This is a genomic window from Paraperibacillus esterisolvens (assembly GCF_046237625.1).
GTDB lineage: Bacteria > Bacillota > Bacilli > Bacillales > DSM-1321 > Paraperibacillus > Paraperibacillus esterisolvens.
This window is the reverse complement of record NZ_CP143545.1, coordinates 2,288,214-2,304,923: the sequence shown is the minus strand read 5'-3', so window position 1 is coordinate 2,304,923 and position 16,710 is coordinate 2,288,214. Positions and strand designations below refer to the sequence as shown.

Sequence of the window (16,710 nt, the reverse complement as noted above, 5' to 3'; positions counted from 1 at the left end):
ATAAAATAAAATATTGGAGGTAAAAAAATGTCATCAATTCGTATTGCTGCTGTAGGTGATATTACACTTTCGCAGAAAATTGGCAAGGGATTATTTAGGAGTGCTTGGGACGCCGCTGATATTCGAATTGGAAATCTGGAGTCCCCAATCATGCATACACCTGGTGCTCCCGCTGATAAGCAATTTCGATTACAACAGCCAATCGAAGCAGGGGAATGGTTGAAAGAATTGAATCCTACTGTGGTGTCGATTGCAAATAATCACACGATGGACTGGGGCCCTGAGGGACTTCTTCAAACACAGGAAGAACTAGATCGCATTGGCGTAATTCATGCAGGAGGAGGCCTTAATCTTGAAGAAGCCATCAAGCCAGTATATTTTAAGACAGGGGATCATAAAATTGCATTCCTTTCTTGGGCAACTACACTGGCACCCGGGTTCCAGGCCATGCACAACCGTGCTGGTATCGCAGGTATAAGGGTTACATCCTTCTATGAAATAGGACCAAGTCTTGATTTGGAGCAGCCAGGAACTGCGCCATATATTAAATCGGTTCCCTTTGAAGAAGATCTATTATTACTTGAAAAAATGATTGAACAAGCGAATACTGAAGCAGATTTTGTTATATTAGCCCTTCATTGGGGAGTACCGCCTCAATGGTGTGTTCCATATCAAGGTGTCATTGCAGAATATCAGCCAATCATTGCGCAGCGTGCCGCCGATGCTGGTGTTGATATTATACTTGGGCACCATGCACATGCTCCATATGGTATGGAAGCATTCAAAGGCAAAGATGATAAAGAAGTGCCTGTCCTTTACAGTCTTGGAAACTACATTTCTCATTACGAATACTCAGGAATAGGTCTGGATATGTCTTCCTGTACCATTAAATTCCCGCCTAAGCTTCCAGAAAACCGCCAAAGCTGTATTGCAGATATCAAACTAACTACTTCTATTAAAAGGCTTAGTGTTGAAGGGGTTACGCTCCATCCAGCAGTCATCAGTGAAATTGGTGAAGCAATTGAAACTAGTAACCAAGATTGTTTAGATATTGCCAATCGATTAAATGAGTTTAATAATCAGCGTGGTACGGTAACCGTAATCGAAGATAATAAAGTTGTCTGGAATAGTAATAATTAAAATAACCTTATAATATGAGCTATAACCCGATTAATGGACACTACATTAAAAGTGTCCTTCAATCGGGTTTTCTGTGCGTCTGGTAGAAAACCCGTTTATAATAAAGAATGATTATGGACGGAGGTTATTTTACAAGAAAACAGCTATACTCGGATTCTCAGATGAATAAGTTAGAGAAGAACCCCAACATTTTGCGTGCTTCATCACAGACTATTACTTATTCGCCTGAATGCAAAGTCATAATACTCATCGTTACCGTTGGAGATTAAATAAAATGACCCCGGTACAAATACCGGAATCATTTAATAGGACCTTTTATTTTACTGTCCATTTTAGTGGATGCAGTTCATAAAAAGCCGTAGAAGCACCGTCAGCAGGCAGCACCAATTGTTCATCTGCCACTTCACAATTTTCCGGGATTTTAAAAGGAGTAAAATTCGCATAAGGCCCTAAGGAACTCAGCCTGTCCTCCAGGATAGCCGCTTGTCAAGTCCGAGTAGCCAAAAAAGCCTCCCTTATCACCATTATCATTTGGATTATCGCATTGGCTCTCCAAATGATTCTTACAGTAGAAACATTCCGTAAAGCCCCATAAAATGGGATGATTACGCGATTGCCTTTTTTTTTCACATCCGTCCGTTTTCTTCGACCATTCCCATTGGTTCATGGCCAATAATATCATCTTCAGGAAAATTCGGGATCATCCCATGGATTAAATGAAGATTAGAGCCGCAGATCGCAGAAGTAGTAATCAATAATATCATCTTTTTTCTCAATCTTCGGATCCGGGACTTCTTTTACCCTGACATCCTTAATGCCTTGAACGGCATTCCTTCGGCATTTTAGTCTTCCATATAATTATTGATCATTATTATTCCCCTCATTCACCGGGTTTGGCACTTATACAGTTCCTGCAATGACTCCAATGGACTTTAAAAACAACACAATCCCAAAGAATAAATGATTGAATCATATCGTTCAAAACCTAATGGGCATGGGAGATATAACTGACTAGGTGACCGCATCTGATTTGCTGGTCTCTGCGAATGTGAACATCATTTATCTAGCCCGCATTTCTTCCTGCGCCTTTTACTCCGCACCACGGCCTTATTTTATTTATTACTGGTCCTGATCAGGTTCCTTTCCATGCATGGGCTGAAAGTATAAAAACTCATGTTTGTTTTATGAAGGGTAAAAGAGCATAATAAAGGGAAAATATAAGTATTCCCAACTAGAGGAGGCTGCATGATGGAAACGAAGGTACAACTTAATGAAACGGAGCTAAAGGTGTACAACTACCAGCAGGAGGAGCAGGACTCTGGACTCTTAAAAATCATGTTTGAATTTACGGTGACTCATGAAGAATATCACGATATCACGACCCTTCTGTACAAACAGGAGTTTGATGTCTCAGTTCCTGATAAAAAGCTGGAATTCAGGGGGACGATTTGTAATTACTGGACATCATTCACTAATTTATACAATGCAGGCGCAACGGGTGAATTCCACCTGGAACTGATTCAAGTTAAAGATGGCTGATATTTTTGTCTAATGATATGGGTGTTTGGAAAAGCTATGACTACACCTAGATTCAGCCCCTTAAGCCTCTGTCACATGACAGGGGCTTTACTTTGTTCATTCGTTTACTAAATTGAGTGGAGTGTCAGTCGGATTTTGTCATAAAATAGTGAAGACCTCCCTGTAGGGTATATGGTAAAATCTAGTTATTAAATGCTAGGAGGAAACTATGAAACGTCTTGCCAAATTCACCGTATTTTTCATGTTCCTGTTCTCTGTACTGATTCCCTTTCAATCAACAGAGGCTGCCACTGCGAAAACAGCTTATGTCAATGTCGGCTCAGGTTCATTGAATGTCAGATCTGCTCCAAGTACCAATGGCAAAGTTTTAGGCTACTATAAAAATGGGACAAAGCTGACCGTTTACTCACAAACCAGGTCAGGCTGGTCTGAAATCCGTTATAAATCCAGGAAGGCCTATGTTTCTACAAAATATTTATCCTTCAAACTTACATATCTTCATGATAAGAATAAAGTCAATGTATATAAGAAAAGTGGAACCTATTACACAGAATACTATACAGGCAAAAGCGGAGCATGGGATGTCTGGACCATGAACAACGAAAAAGGATTCATCCGTAAAGAAGACTCCAAGGGACTGCATACAGGGAAGCTTTTTTCTGAATTCCAAACTGCGATCCAGTATCCTGTCAAGGTCAACAAAAAATGGCTGATAGGGGAAGGAGAGTACCGATGGGTCTCGGGAACAAATAAAACCGTCAAAACGGCCGCTGGCACATTTACAAACTGCCTGGAGATTAAAGACCAATCAGGGATAACTTCATATTATGCAGCGAACATTGGCTTGATAAAGCTATACCATAAAGGAAAACTGCAAACAGAGCTTGCGGGGATTACGAATAGATAAGGGAGGGGGCGTTATCAGCCCTCTTTTTTTGTACAATTTTTTCTGTACGGATAACACTGCATAGGGACGAGTTCAATGCCAAGTGAGATATAGTGATTTACTCAAAGGGAAATATAGCAAAAAAAAATTGCTGCTAAGGCAGCAGCAATTCGTGTCTAGTATTTCGATATATTACCTATTATCCACCTTTTCCGGATACAAATCATGATTCATGAGCCTGTGATGGGCCATTTCCTCATATTTCGTGCCAGGTTTTCCATAATTCGTATAAGGATCAATCGAGATGCCGCCGCGCGGGGTGAATTTTCCCCAAACTTCGATGTATCTGGGATCCATTAGCTTGATCAAATCATTCATGATGATATTCATGCAGTCTTCGTGGAAATCTCCGTGGTTTCTGAAGCTGAACAAATACAGCTTAAGAGCCTTGCTTTCCACCATTTTTTTGTCAGGAATATAGCTGATGTATATTGTCGCGAAATCAGGCTGTCCGGTGATCGGGCAGAGGCTCGTGAATTCCGGGCAGTTGAATTTTACGAAGTAGTCGCGGTATGGATGTTTATTATCAAAGGATTCCAGTATTTCTGGTGAATATTCGAACAGATATTTAGTACCCTGATTGCCGAGCAGCGTTATGTCCTGAAGCTCGTCTTTTTGTCTTCCTGCCATCATTAGTGCCTCCTATTTATCGGGTCTGTCAAAAGAGTGCAAAATAAAAACCACATCCCTCTAAGACATGGCAATAGCAGTGCCATAGTTTTTTATAGAGGGTTTCCGCTATGAACCTCTTTCGGAACAGAAGATATGAAAGTTTACATCTGTGAAATTATATCCGAACCGGGAAGAAATATCAATAGTTTATGCTTTGTATGATTCCTCCTGGATATTCCTGCGCTGGAAGGGAAAAATAAAGTAAGACATATGAATAAGGGGGGCTGAATGTATTGTATCTGGATGGACAAATCATTTCAGGTGAATTTAATAATGAAACCCAGGAATTCTCGCTGCAGAAAGTGAAACATCTGTACACCGAAACAACTCTTAAAGAAAAGCAGATCAACGAGCTATACAGCTATCTTAAGCTGCATGAAGGCGAAACAGATGGCCAGATCATTACGCTCTATGATCAAATGCTGGTCAGGCTGAGTCCTCAGGAAATCGGTATCCTTCTGGAAGAGCTGGAAATCCTTCAGCGGTTGTACTGAGCTGTCAGGAAGGACAGCTCATTTTCTATGCAGATTTATTTGCCGATTGCTTCACACGGCCCCACTTAAGGTCTGTTACCAGTATGATGCTTATGAAGATGATAACCATGCCGAGACTTGTAGTGAAATGGATCTGCTCGTCAAGAAACAGGGTTCCCCAAATGATGCCGAAGATGGGAACCAGAAAGGTTACACTTGCAGTCTTCACCGCCCCGGCTGCTGCCAGGAGCTGAAAAAACAGGAGATAAGCAAGCGATGTGCAAAAAACCGCCAAAGCTGCAACTGAAAAGATAGATGGAAGCGATGGTGCCGAATGCGGCAGGTTTGCAAGCGCGAATGGTAATAAAACCAATGATGCCCCGATTTGCTGTCCGATCGCCAGCTGCAGCGGTTTTACACCGGGCAGGGCTTTAACAATATAATTGCCGGCAATTCCATAAAACAGGGCTGCCCCCAGTGATGAAAGGGAGGCCAGCAGGAAAGGCAGTCCGAGATTGGCGCTCCAACCAGTCAGGATGGCGACGCCCGCCAAACCCAGGAGCATGCCTCCCCATTTTTTCATTGAAAGATGGTGCTTAAACCAAATCCAGGCAGTAAGCGCTGTAAACATCGGCGTGGTTGCATTAATGATCGAAGCGGTGGAAGCTGTCAAGTGCAGCTCAGCGATCGTGATGAGTGCAAAAGGGATGGCCGCATTCAGTGCACCGGCCATTAAATATTCCTTCCAGTGCTCACGGAAACTGAAGCGTGAGCGGACAATTGATGCATAGCCCAGCAGTACGATCGAAGCAATCGCCACCCTCAGTTCCACTGTCAGGAAGGGACCGAATTCCGGGGCGGCAATCCGTATAAATAAAAAAGACGCGCCCCATAATGCGGCAAGTGAGAGAAGAAGTACGATATTTTTACGGGACAAATCAGTCATCTCCTGGTTAATATTTCTTGTAACAACCTATGTATTTTACATTATATGGATGATTAAGTATCATAGAATGAAAGATAAATATACTGTTACCATGATTATCACACTATTAATACGATTGGGGCCAGAATTATGATAGTTCAGTTGTTTGAAGCGGTGGATATTATCCTGGATTTATTCAGTCTTAAGAAAAACCAGTATTCTAAAAATTATGCTTTACTAAGGAAAGAACCCTGGTTCCAGGCGCTGCTTGCTGACTATCGATATGAATACATCATACATAATAGCAGTGCCGTCACCCAATATCTTAAACAAGGAGATAACCTTAAATTACTGCTGAATAGTGAAGAAGAAAGAATTGCGTTGATTGACCTTGTCCAGGCGGAACACCGTTCTTACACAGGGCTGGATTCATGATTACTTCTCATGGCTTTAACAAATGATGGATCATCCGGTCTGGATCATCGAAAAACTGCTGCATAAGCTGGAAGTGTTCTGTATCCTGCAAGGAACGCTGAGTCAATCCGCCGTCCGAAAACTCCAGGATTACAGAGTCAGGATAAGACATGAGGATGGGCGAATGGGTGGCGATGATAAATTGCGATCCGCTCTTTACCAGCTCATGGATCCGGGACAGCATGGACAGCTGGCGCAGAGGTGACAGAGCTGCTTCTGGTTCATCTAGGATATAGAGGCCGTTCCCCCTGAAGCGGGCATTGAAGGTAGAGAAAAATGCTTCGCCATGTGACTGTTCATGCAGGGATTTACCTCCGTAGGAATCATGGATATTGCCGTCAAATTCTTCACTGCCGACTTCTTCTATATAAGTAGCGGCATTATAAAAGCTTTCAGCACGCAGAAAAAAAGCATCCTCCGCTCTGAATACTCCTCTTACCAGACGGACATATTCTGATAGAACAGAGTGTGAATCATAGGTACTAAAATTAAAATTGAGTGAGCCCCCCTCTGGATTAAACCCTGCTGCGACTGCCAGTGCTTCAAGAAGTGTCGATTTTCCCCTGCCATTTTCCCCGACAAAGCAGGTAACAGAGGGGTGGAAGCTGATTTCTTTCACCTCTTTAACTGAAGGAAGACTGAACGGATAATCGCTGTAGGCGGGTATGCGATCATGATTAATAATCATTTTTCTTATAAATGCTTCCATACCATATTCTCCTTATATATTTCCATTTTCTATGTATAAACGGAGTATACCATGATTGACCGGGCACTTCATTATAAGGCTTCCGGCTAAAAAATGTAAGTCATGAAACCGCGTGAATGTCATGTGATTGTAATGTCATTTTGTGGCTGAATCTGCTATAATTGAAAAGAATACATTTGATACCCCTCACAATTGAAAGGGGGCGGGGCAATTGGATATGTACCAGATTAGAAAGCTCCTGAAAGATTTAGCCGATTCACCATACCGGGAAAGCAATGTTTCCCATACACTGAGCAGGCAAAACGAAAAATTGGAAATCAGTTTTTCAGACCACATCAGCAAATATGAAATCAGGCTGCCTCACCAGCGGGCAACTCAATATTTTCCTGATGCCGATTCGGCAGCCGCTGTCATTTCTGCATTCATCCATAATGAAATATCAGTATAGATTGACTTAACATAAAATACTGCACCTGACCTGCTATTTTCATTTTAGCAGGCTTTTTTGTATTCTTATGTCTTTTTTAAACCCAAAAGACGGGCTGAGACATACTCTTGAGTAAAGGATGGCCATATTATGAAAGAGAGGAGGAGTCAAAATGAAGCTGAGAAGATTTGTTGAAGAATTATTGAACAGGGATATACAAACTGCAGAACAGGTTTCAGGCGGGAGGGACAGTACAGTCTGGAGGATTGAGGTTAGGAGCGGACAGAAATATGCTGTCCGGGTTTTGCCTGAAGATCGGCTGAATCAGTTTATTTTTGAAAAAGATATAATGGAACATGCTCGGCACTATGGCATTGCGGTGCCAAAGCCGATTGCGGTCCAGGCGGGCGGAGGATCGGCAGTCATGGTAATGGAATGGGGAAGAGGCAGGACTCTGCTTGAGGAACTACAGTTAAATCCCCTCAATTCAGAACGCATCGGCTATCTATTCGGAGCCGCACAGGCCGGCATACATAATATACCATCCGTGTCATGCGGCAGAAGATGGCTGGAACCTATGGACGATGAGGAAAGAATCCTAATGGAATCCATCAGCGGCGAAATAAGCCCCTCAGGCGGCTGTCTGCTTCATCTCGATTATCATCCCCTGAACGTAATGACAGATGGGGAAGGTATAACAGCTATCCTCGACTGGGCCAATTCCTCTGCGGGGGATTGGCGCTTTGATACAGCAAGGACACATGCAATCCTGGAACTGCTGGGACATGGGATGATGGAGGCAAAGGTCCTGGATCCGTTCATTGCCGGCTGGAAAATGGGATACTTAGAGGCCGCCGGAACAACTGCAGGCGATAATCCTTTATTTTATGTCTGGTCAGGTGCCAGGCTGAGTAATGATCTGGGTCCTGCACTTCCTCCTGGTGTGCCTCTACAAATCGAGGCATGGACCAGGCTCCACTTGCAGGGATAACGGCAGCCGGGCAAAAAATATGACAGCAGTGTATCGCTGCTGCCCCTTATTTTATAGATATAGAACCATCAAAGTCTCATCAAAATATTCCGCCTCTAATTTAAGTGCGCGTTTATCTTCGCCGTATACTGTAAATCCGAGTCCGGCATAGAGGTTTTTGGCGCCAGCATTGCTGGATACGACGGTCAGCAGTAATTGTTCAAGGCCTTCGAGTGACCTGGCCTTCCCAATGGCCGCTTCCATCAGCTTCCGGCCAGCTCCCTTCCTTCTATATTCCTTTTGTACATACATGGCAAATATGCTTGCCCTATGCTGAAATTTCCGCTTTGTTTCCCGTACAAGACTTACAGAGCCTATCAATCTGTTTTCCTCAAACGCCCCGAACGTAAAGGAGTTTTCCTGGGAAAACCGCCGCTCTGTCACTTCCAGCGGAAGGCCTTTTTCCTCTTCATAGCTTGAACCGAATGCTTCCGGGTTATTTCTTAGAGCCTCCAGCCTTAAAGGTTTGTATATCCCCGCATCTTCCTTCACCAGCCGTTTAATTTCCATGCCATTACCCCCTGACAAAAATACATTTTCTTTTCATATTCAATATACTTCATTTTCGGGTACAATGAGTGTTGCATATTTAATTAAATTTTAGGAGGCTGCCGTAATGCTCCAGCAGGCTAAAAGATTACTGAAAGAATATTATGGCTATGACGATTTTCGTGACGGCCAGACCGAGATCATCGAAAGAATCCTGTCAGGCAGGGATACCCTGGGGATTTTGCCGACAGGCGGCGGAAAATCCATTACCTATCAAATCCCGGCTTTGATTCTTGATGGAGTCACCCTTGTCATATCTCCCCTCATTTCATTAATGAAGGACCAGGTGGACTCCCTCAATCAGGCAGGGGTGTCAGCGGTTTATATAAATAGTACGCTTAGCTACCAAGAGGTTGAAGAAAATATGAATCTGGTTGTGAGCGGGGAATGCAAGCTGCTTTACCTTGCACCGGAGCGGCTCGAGTCTCCTCATTTCATGGACGAGCTGACAGCACTGCCGATTTCTCTTATTGCAATAGATGAAGCACATTGTATCTCTCAGTGGGGCCACGATTTCCGTCCCAGCTATTTAAGGCTTACCTCCCTGTTTGAACGGTTTTCTGACAAACCCAGAATCCTGGCGTTGACAGCCACGGCAACACCACAGGTCAGGCTGGATATTTGCCGGAGCCTCCATATTGGCGAAGAAGAAGTCATCATGACCGGCTTTGCCAGGACAAACCTTTCATTTCAGCTGATAAAAGGGCAGGACCGCTTAAAGTTCCTGCAGCAGTACCTGAAAAAGAATGCCACAGAAGCGGGCATCATTTATGCAGCCACACGGAAAAATGTGGAACAGCTGTATGAGAGGCTCCGCAAAGCAGGTATTTCAGCCGGAAGGTATCACGCCGGTCTAAGTGCAGCGGAAAGGGATATTGAACAGGATAAATTCGTCAATGATGAAATCCAGGTGATGGTGGCGACCAATGCATTCGGCATGGGAATTGATAAAAGCAATGTACGGTACACCATCCATTTTCAGGTGCCGAAAAACATGGAGAGTTACTATCAGGAGGCGGGAAGGGCCGGGAGGGACGGTCTTCCAAGCGAATGTATCCTCTTGTTTTCAGAACAGGATGTCCAGCTGCAGCGGTTTCTTATCGACCAATCCGAGTCCATCGAACATAAGCAGAACGAACTTGCCAAGCTTCAGTCCATAAGGGAATATTGCTACACGGAAAACTGCCTTCAGGGCTTTATCCTTGGCTATTTTGGGGAGGATGAATGGGTGCCCTGCGGCCGGTGCAGCAATTGTCTCGATAATCGTTCTTCAGTGGATGTTACAAGGGATGCCCAGATTGTTTTATCCTGCATCAAAAGGATGAATGAGCGGTTTGGCAAAACGATGGTTGCCCAGGTGCTGACCGGTTCATCCAATAAAAAAGTGGGCGATTTTGGCTTTCAATCACTGAGCACTTTCGGACTCATGAAGGAAAGAACGGTTAAAGACGTTTCAGAATTCATTGACTATCTATGTTCTGAACAATACATCGGTGTATCTGGAGGCCAGTTCCCGCTCCTCAATGTCACAGAAAAAGGAGTAGGAGTCTTAAAAGGTGCGGGCAGCGTACAGCGCAAGGAATCCATTCAGGTCCAGGCGCCTTCTCTTCAGGGAGATCCGCTGTTCGAACATCTCCGTGGACTTCGAAAAGAAATTGCTTCAGCGGAAGGAGTTCCGCCTTTTGTGATTTTCTCTGATGTGACACTGAGGGAAATGTGTATGAGGCAGCCCAAGAATCTGGATGAGATGGGAGATGTAAAAGGGGTGGGCGCACAAAAGCTAGAGAAGTATGGCAGCACATTCCTGAAAGGCATTGAAGACTTCCTCCTGGAGCACCCGGATCATGAACCGGCAGCAGAAGAAATGGCCCTGGCAGAACCGAAAAAGAAAAAAAGTGCAAGTTCAGGAAATTCTTATCTCGAAAGCTATGAAAAATTTAAAAATGGTGCCGATATAAAAGCGATAGCACTTGAAAGAGATATGACGGTGAATACGGTTGAAAACCATTTGGCAAAAGCTGCAGGAGAAGGGCTCGAATTTTCTACAGAAGAATTGTATACCGCAGAACAAGCCTTGAAGATCCAGAGTGCCGTCCAGACGGCCGGCCGTGAATACCTGAAGCCGATTAAAGAGCAGCTTGCAGATGAGGATATCACGTATTTCATGATTAAAATGTGGCTTGAATTTAATAAATAAGAATCCGTGCCCTTTTTGAAGAGCCTTTCATTTCATGAAATGCGTATTGCGAAAGATTGGGGAATGCGTATATAATAGGAAAAAAATGCTATATTTTGTAGATTTTTCGAAGATTACTGGTTTTTGGCGGAAGTAAAGCTTCTTAGATACATAGACAGCCAAAACCATTATTCTTATAAATTTTATTAGGGGGATTTTTCATGTTTAAAAAAAGCCTGGCCGTCCTTTTTGCGCTATTGTTCACTTTCTCTTTCGGATCAATGGCTTTCGCCAGCGAAAATGGAGCTGACTCAGCAAAAGGTCTTGAGATCATTGAAAAGGCAAACATTGAGATTGACGAACTTATCGCAAATGCTGTAGAGGAAGGGGCCAAACTGCAGGCTGATTACCATAAAACAGCTCAGGAACTGGCACTGGATACTACAGATGAAGGACAGCAAAAAGCAGCAGCAGCTGAAGCAGACTACAATGCACAGCTTGACGAGCTGATCATCAACCTGCAGGATAAAGCAGTGGAACTTACTAACAAAGGCATAGAAGAAGCAGCGGAGTACGGAGTATATGGCCAGTGTGTTTGGAAGCTGGTACAGATTGCTGACCGTTCTGTATGGGTCGATCCGATCCAAGTAATTGGCTTTACTTAATGTAAAAGAGTATTAAATTGGAACGAGTTCTTTTATTAGAACTCGTTTTATCATAGGAGCTTGATAAGGAATGGAAGGAATTCAAGTTAGGACATCTAAAGAAAGTCTAGAAACCATAATGATGGGACCCACTGAAATTAATTTATTGGCGAGTCATGCAGGATTGGAAGTTATGCTCCAAACCATCAACAAGGACAACATGTTTTATGTATATCCTGGTGACAATAATGAAGTTTCTGAATTTATCTATCTTTTAAACGGGTTCATGAGTGTTGAAATAGATGACAGTATTATGGAGCTTAAAGCTGGTGATTATTGCTTTGTAAATGGTTTGAAAAATCCGGTGCATTTTTCAACCAAGACAGATGTCACTTTTTTATGGATCATCACTGAACAAACTTTCTTTATATTAAGCAATGAGATTGATACTTTAAAAGATTTTGTTTACCAAGTTGAGAAAAAGGACCGCTATACGTTTTTGCATAGTGATAGAGTAGCAAAATATTGCATGAAAATCGCAAAAAAATTAAAACTTAGCAAAGAACAGTTAAAAAGCCTCCTTTTAGCTGGCGGGTATCATGATGTTGGCAAGATAAAAGTGCCTGAAGAAATCTTAAATAAACCTGGCAGGCTCACTAATGAAGAATTTGATATCATTAAAAAACATCCCGAAGATAGTGCCAAAATGATCAAGCACATTTACTCGGGTAGAATTCCTGATATTATTTTACAGCATCATGAGCGCCTAAATGGTTCCGGTTATCCTAAAGGCTTAAGGGACGACGAAATCCTTTTGGAGGCTAAAATTATTGCTGTTGCCGATACGTTTGATGCAATGACCGAAGACCGGGCATATAGAAAAGCCTTTACACCTGAATACGCTATTGAAGAGCTAAAAAAAATGTCAGGTACACATTACGATGAGAGTGTGGTTTCAGCATTTGAAGCTGTTTTGATAGAAGAAGGTATAATAAAAAAGTAAGAGACGTTTGACAAAGCGTCTTTTTTTTGTGCCCTCTTTTAATAAATTATTTTTTTATAAGTTTTGTGAGCAGTTTAACAAGGGGATTTCCGTTTCAGGCGCTAGACTCCTGATCCAGCAGCGAGACTTTCGACCTTCGAGTCATAAGTCAAGCAGGCCATGGAAAAACGCTTCCCACGGCCTGCCCGCTTTATGCTTGGCTTTGGCATAAGTGCGAATAAGCTTCTGTCTTCGCTTGCGCTCGCCAATCAGCAAGTCTTCTATATCAGTCGATGCTTTTCAAAAAGCAAATGGTTTATATAAGAATCTGTCTTCAGTCTGAATTCGTTTTATTAATTTTGAAAAGGACCGTTCTCCGCCTTCTAGGATCTGTTAAGTGAATATCTTACTAATTTGCTGGATCTCTTCTTCAGTCAAGCTGATTTTAAGCGTTTTTAAATTATCGACTATCTGTCCGGGCTTTTTGGCGCCAGGGATTACGGCGTCGATAGAGTCTCTTGTTAAGTACCAGGCAAGGACAATGTGTGGAGTTTCAGCTCCTTTGGCCTCCGCAATTTTTCGGATGTGGTCCACTTTTTCCAAATTGTTCAGAAAGGCTTCTCCCTGGAAGAGCGGATTTTTGGCCCGTCCGTCATTGAAGGTAGTGGATGGTGTATATTTACCTGCAAGAAGACCGGCTGCCAGCGGGAAATAAGGAATAAATGAAATCTGGTGCTCAGCCGTATAAGGAAGAATTTCCTTTTCCGCTTCTCTTTTAAACAAGTTGTATTCGGACTGGATCACATCGACATAGCCATCCTTATTGGCTTCCTTCAGCTGTTCAAGCGAAAAGTTTGAGACGCCAATCGACCTGATCTTCCCCTCATCCTTCAGCCTTTTCAGCATGCCCACGGCTTCGTCCTTTGGGGTGCTTTCGTCCGGGAAATGGATATAGAACAAATCGATATAATCTGTCTGCAGCCTGCGCAAAGAATCCTCAACACTTTTCTTCAAAAATGCAGGGGAATTATCAATTGTCATCCCGCTATCTGTTGGTTTATGTGCTCCTTTTGTAGCCAGGATAACTTTTTCCCGGACATTCAATTCCTTCACTACTTCCCCAATCAATTCCTCTGATCTTTCCGGTCCGTATATATAGGCTGTATCTAAAAAGTCGATGCCGTTTTCAACAGCAGTCCGGACAACCTCTCTGCCGGTATCCTCGTTTAAATCAGGATAAATATTATGACCTCCGACTGCATTTGCACCCAGTCCTATGGGATTTACGAAAATACCTGTTTTACCAAGTTCCACTTTTTCCATTATCAGCACTCCTTCCTCTTTTTTATAATTGTAAGCCTTTTCTGCAGATATAAAAAATAGTCTGCCTCGATAAAGTTGAAACCCGTCCAGCCATCTAATATAGTTAAACCATCAAACTACACTTATACAGGATAATCGTCAGGAGGCACTATATTGGTAGTACAGGACAGTGAAATAACTAAGATAGATGCCGTGTTTAATAAGCAGAGGGAGTTATTTAATGCCCAGAACACAAAGTCCCTGCATTTCCGCATGGATCAGCTGGTCCGCCTGAAGAAGGTGCTGAAGGATCATGAACATGAAATATTCACAGCTTTATATACCGACCTAAATAAGTCCGAAACGGAAGCATATATGACGGAACTTGGTATTTTATATTCAGAGATCGACTTTACGCTGAGGAATCTAAAGAAATGGATGAAAGCAAAGCGGGTACGGACACCGGTTACACATAACGGTTCACGGGGGTACATCATGCCTGAGCCATATGGGACGGCCCTGATCATTGCTCCCTGGAATTATCCAGTCCAGCTTGCACTATCACCGCTGATTGGTTCCATGGCCGCCGGGAATACGTCCATCATTAAACCGTCAGAGCTTACCCCGCAAGTATCTGCTGTACTGAAAAAAATGATAGGGGATGCATTTCCGGAGCACTATATTGCAGTGATAGAGGGCGGAGTGGAAACGAGCAAGGCACTGCTTGAAAGGAAGCTTGATTACATCTTTTTCACGGGAAGCGTTCGTGTAGGTAAGGCAGTGATGGAGGCTGCTTCCAGGAATTTGATTCCTGTCACACTGGAACTTGGCGGGAAGAGCCCATGCATAGTCGCACCTGATGCGGATCTAAAGCTTGCTGCTAAAAGAATTGTCTTCGGAAAATATACAAATGCGGGGCAAACCTGTATCGCTCCCGACTATCTATTTGTACATCGCGATATCAAAGAGCAGCTGTTGAAGAATATGGTTTCTGTCATACGTGAGTTTTATGGAGAAAATCCAATTAGCAGTGACAAATACGGAAAAATTGTAAATACAGCCCATTTTAACCGAATGGTTTCTTATCTCGGGCAGGGCAGAATACTGGCAGGTGGAAGGTATGATAAAGATTCCCGCCGGATGGAGCCTTCACTTCTAGGCAATGTGAGCTGGGACTCACCGGTGATGCAGCAGGAGATTTTCGGACCGGTATTTCCTGTGCTGGAATTCGACTCGCTCGATGAAGTGATTCTGGAAGTGAATAAACGCCCCAAGCCGCTTGCTTTGTATCTTTTTACATCGGACAGGGATACAGAAAGCAAGATCATGGACAGCATTTCATTTGGCGGAGGCTGTGTGAATGATACACTCATGCAAATTGCTACACCCTACCTTCCTTTTGGGGGTGTGGGGGAGAGCGGGATGGGAAGCTACCATGGGGCAAGCAGCTTCCACACATTCACACATTATAAAAGCGTCCTTAAACAAACCAGCCTATTTGACTTTTCATTTAAATATCCTTCTGCTAAAAATGGCATGAGAATTTTGAGAAGATTACTTAAATAGGGCCTGGAAAGAATGCGTTGGGGATACGCCTGCGACGGAGCTGCCCCGGTTTATTTGCCGCATTTATTGTGCCAAATGGGGTTTTTCGCTTGCCCTGGTAAGCATAAAAGAAAGAGACAGCATCGGCGGGATGCTGTCTCTTCTTTAAGGCCATCAGCCTGATATATCCGTATTTTTGGGTGTTCGCACTTTAATATTGCTGCCTCTGTGAATCAAGGCGTTGATTTCTCCTCCGAGTACGAGTGCAAGGCCAGTCAGGTACAGCCAAAGCATCAGGACAATCACTCCGCCCAGGCTTCCGTAGGTAGAGGAATAATTGCTGAAATTACTGACATAAAATGAGAACCCTAATGAAATCAGCTGCCATACTATTGTTGCGACAATGGCCCCGGGCAGCACCTGTTTGAAAGGATAATGCTTGTTCGGTGCAAATTTGTAAAGAAAAGCAAGGACAGCAGCCATTACACAAATCGCTATGATCCAGCGCAGGATGCTAAAAAGTATTTCCATTTCACTTGGCAGCGGGATGACTTTGTTAATAAGGTCAAACAGCACATTCCCGAATACCGGGAGGATAAGCGCCACAACAAAGGCGACTACGAGCCCCAGTGTCAGAAGGATCGATGTTAATCTCTGTTTGATGAAGCTCCTTGTTTCGGTTACATCAAATGCAATGTTCATGGAATGGATAAATGCATTAATCCCATTGGATGCAGACCAAAGGGTACCAAGGATACCAAAAGTCAACAGTCCGCCATTCCTCTCGCTTACAATCTTAATGATATTTTCCTTGAATACCGAGGCTGTCCCGGATGGCATGACCGAATCCATGACATTTACTGCCTTTTGCGGGTCCAGATTTAAATACGGAAGGATGGAGAGTAAAAGGATCAGCAGGGGAAACAGTGCCAGCATATAATAGTAGGATTGCTCTGCTGCAAGCCCGGTTGCCCTGTCATCACTCATTTCCTTCCCCAGTTTCTTCCCGAAGGAAAAGAGAGTGTTTTTCTTCATTATTCATCATCTCCTGAATTCTTAATAGATAAATGATTGGCTTATACTAAAAAACCTTTTCCCTTCTAAGGTGTAAGATAATCATTTTTAAAAGATAATCAAATCTTCAAAAAAGTGTAGGAATGAATTGTGTTTATTTCTA

General features: G+C 43.2%; 16 protein-coding genes and 2 pseudogenes. 11 read left to right on the top strand and 7 right to left on the bottom strand.

Translation table 11 applies throughout. The annotated features are described in order from the left end of the window. Positions 1-27 precede the first annotated feature (27 nt). The gene (locus tag V1501_RS11630; RefSeq protein WP_409288270.1) at positions 28-1,140 is read left to right on the top strand and encodes a CapA family protein; all 1,113 of its coding nucleotides are present in this window, start codon (positions 28-30) and stop codon (positions 1,138-1,140) included. 342 nt (positions 1,141-1,482) lie between these two features. Here V1501_RS11630 and V1501_RS11625 read toward each other — a convergent pair. Further along, positions 1,483-1,956: pseudogene (locus V1501_RS11625) on the bottom strand (alcohol dehydrogenase catalytic domain-containing protein); the annotation flags it as partial. 429 nt (positions 1,957-2,385) lie between these two features. Between V1501_RS11625 and V1501_RS11620 the strand changes: the two are divergent. Both V1501_RS11620 and V1501_RS11615 read left to right on the top strand, forming a co-directional pair. Beyond that, positions 2,386-2,679 (top strand): DUF3219 family protein, encoded by a 294-nt coding sequence (locus V1501_RS11620; RefSeq protein ID WP_409288268.1) that lies wholly within the window; start codon positions 2,386-2,388, stop codon positions 2,677-2,679. A 208-nt stretch (positions 2,680-2,887) separates the two neighbouring features. Beyond that, positions 2,888-3,586, top strand: a complete 699-nt coding sequence (locus tag V1501_RS11615; protein WP_409288266.1) for an SH3 domain-containing protein — start codon at positions 2,888-2,890, stop codon at positions 3,584-3,586. Between the two features lie 171 nt (positions 3,587-3,757). Here the strand turns inward: V1501_RS11615 and queF are convergent, their stop codons facing one another. Then, the gene (gene queF / locus V1501_RS11610; protein WP_409293330.1) at positions 3,758-4,255 is read right to left on the bottom strand and encodes a preQ(1) synthase; all 498 of its coding nucleotides are present in this window, start codon (positions 4,253-4,255) and stop codon (positions 3,758-3,760) included. 275 nt (positions 4,256-4,530) lie between these two features. On the opposite strand from queF, the gene V1501_RS11605 reads away from it, so the two are divergent. After that, on the top strand, positions 4,531-4,791 hold the full coding sequence (locus V1501_RS11605; protein ID WP_409288264.1) for a hypothetical protein: 261 nt from the start codon (positions 4,531-4,533) through the stop codon (positions 4,789-4,791). 25 nt (positions 4,792-4,816) lie between these two features. On the opposite strand, the gene V1501_RS11600 is transcribed toward V1501_RS11605, so the two are convergent. Then, positions 4,817-5,707, bottom strand: a complete 891-nt coding sequence (locus V1501_RS11600) for a DMT family transporter (RefSeq protein ID WP_409288263.1) — start codon at positions 5,705-5,707, stop codon at positions 4,817-4,819. Positions 5,708-5,845: 138 nt separating this feature from the next. Here V1501_RS11600 and V1501_RS11595 point away from each other — a divergent pair, with 138 nt between their 5' ends. Beyond that, positions 5,846-6,130 carry a hypothetical protein gene (locus V1501_RS11595; RefSeq protein WP_409288261.1) on the top strand — a complete coding sequence of 95 codons (285 nt, stop codon included), beginning with the start codon at positions 5,846-5,848 and terminating at the stop codon, positions 6,128-6,130. Between the two features lie 7 nt (positions 6,131-6,137). On the opposite strand, the pseudogene V1501_RS11590 reads toward V1501_RS11595, so the two are convergent. Next, positions 6,138-6,824, bottom strand: a pseudogene (locus V1501_RS11590) (AAA family ATPase); the annotation flags it as partial. A 265-nt stretch (positions 6,825-7,089) separates the two neighbouring features. On the opposite strand from V1501_RS11590, the gene V1501_RS11585 reads away from it, so the two are divergent. After that, a complete protein-coding gene (locus tag V1501_RS11585) occupies positions 7,090-7,326 on the top strand; it encodes a hypothetical protein (protein WP_409288259.1) in 237 nt (78 codons plus the stop codon). Positions 7,327-7,477: 151 nt separating this feature from the next. Further along, positions 7,478-8,296, top strand: a complete 819-nt coding sequence (locus V1501_RS11580) for a phosphotransferase family protein (RefSeq protein WP_409288258.1) — start codon at positions 7,478-7,480, stop codon at positions 8,294-8,296. 51 nt (positions 8,297-8,347) lie between these two features. On the opposite strand, the gene V1501_RS11575 is transcribed toward V1501_RS11580, so the two are convergent. Beyond that, positions 8,348-8,845, bottom strand: a complete 498-nt coding sequence (locus V1501_RS11575; protein WP_409288256.1) for a GNAT family N-acetyltransferase — start codon at positions 8,843-8,845, stop codon at positions 8,348-8,350. Between the two features lie 106 nt (positions 8,846-8,951). On the opposite strand from V1501_RS11575, the gene recQ reads away from it, so the two are divergent. The 3 genes from recQ (at position 8,952) to V1501_RS11560 (ending at position 12,707) form a co-directional block, all read left to right on the top strand. Beyond that, on the top strand, positions 8,952-11,081 hold the full coding sequence (gene recQ, locus V1501_RS11570) for a DNA helicase RecQ (protein WP_409288254.1): 2,130 nt from the start codon (positions 8,952-8,954) through the stop codon (positions 11,079-11,081). A 200-nt stretch (positions 11,082-11,281) separates the two neighbouring features. Further along, on the top strand, positions 11,282-11,725 hold the full coding sequence (locus V1501_RS11565; RefSeq protein ID WP_409288252.1) for a hypothetical protein: 444 nt from the start codon (positions 11,282-11,284) through the stop codon (positions 11,723-11,725). Between the two features lie 70 nt (positions 11,726-11,795). Next, positions 11,796-12,707: an HD domain-containing phosphohydrolase gene (locus tag V1501_RS11560; RefSeq protein WP_409288251.1), complete on the top strand. Its 912-nt coding sequence runs from the start codon at positions 11,796-11,798 to the stop codon at positions 12,705-12,707. A 372-nt stretch (positions 12,708-13,079) separates the two neighbouring features. On the opposite strand, the gene V1501_RS11555 is transcribed toward V1501_RS11560, so the two are convergent. After that, on the bottom strand, positions 13,080-14,009 hold the full coding sequence (locus V1501_RS11555; RefSeq protein WP_409288250.1) for an aldo/keto reductase: 930 nt from the start codon (positions 14,007-14,009) through the stop codon (positions 13,080-13,082). A 174-nt stretch (positions 14,010-14,183) separates the two neighbouring features. On the opposite strand from V1501_RS11555, the gene V1501_RS11550 reads away from it, so the two are divergent. Further along, a complete protein-coding gene (locus V1501_RS11550; RefSeq protein WP_409293328.1) occupies positions 14,184-15,554 on the top strand; it encodes an aldehyde dehydrogenase in 1,371 nt (456 codons plus the stop codon). Between the two features lie 153 nt (positions 15,555-15,707). On the opposite strand, the gene V1501_RS11545 is transcribed toward V1501_RS11550, so the two are convergent. Then, the gene (locus tag V1501_RS11545) at positions 15,708-16,568 is read right to left on the bottom strand and encodes a YihY/virulence factor BrkB family protein (RefSeq protein WP_409288248.1); all 861 of its coding nucleotides are present in this window, start codon (positions 16,566-16,568) and stop codon (positions 15,708-15,710) included. Between the last annotated feature and the right edge of the window lie 142 nt (positions 16,569-16,710).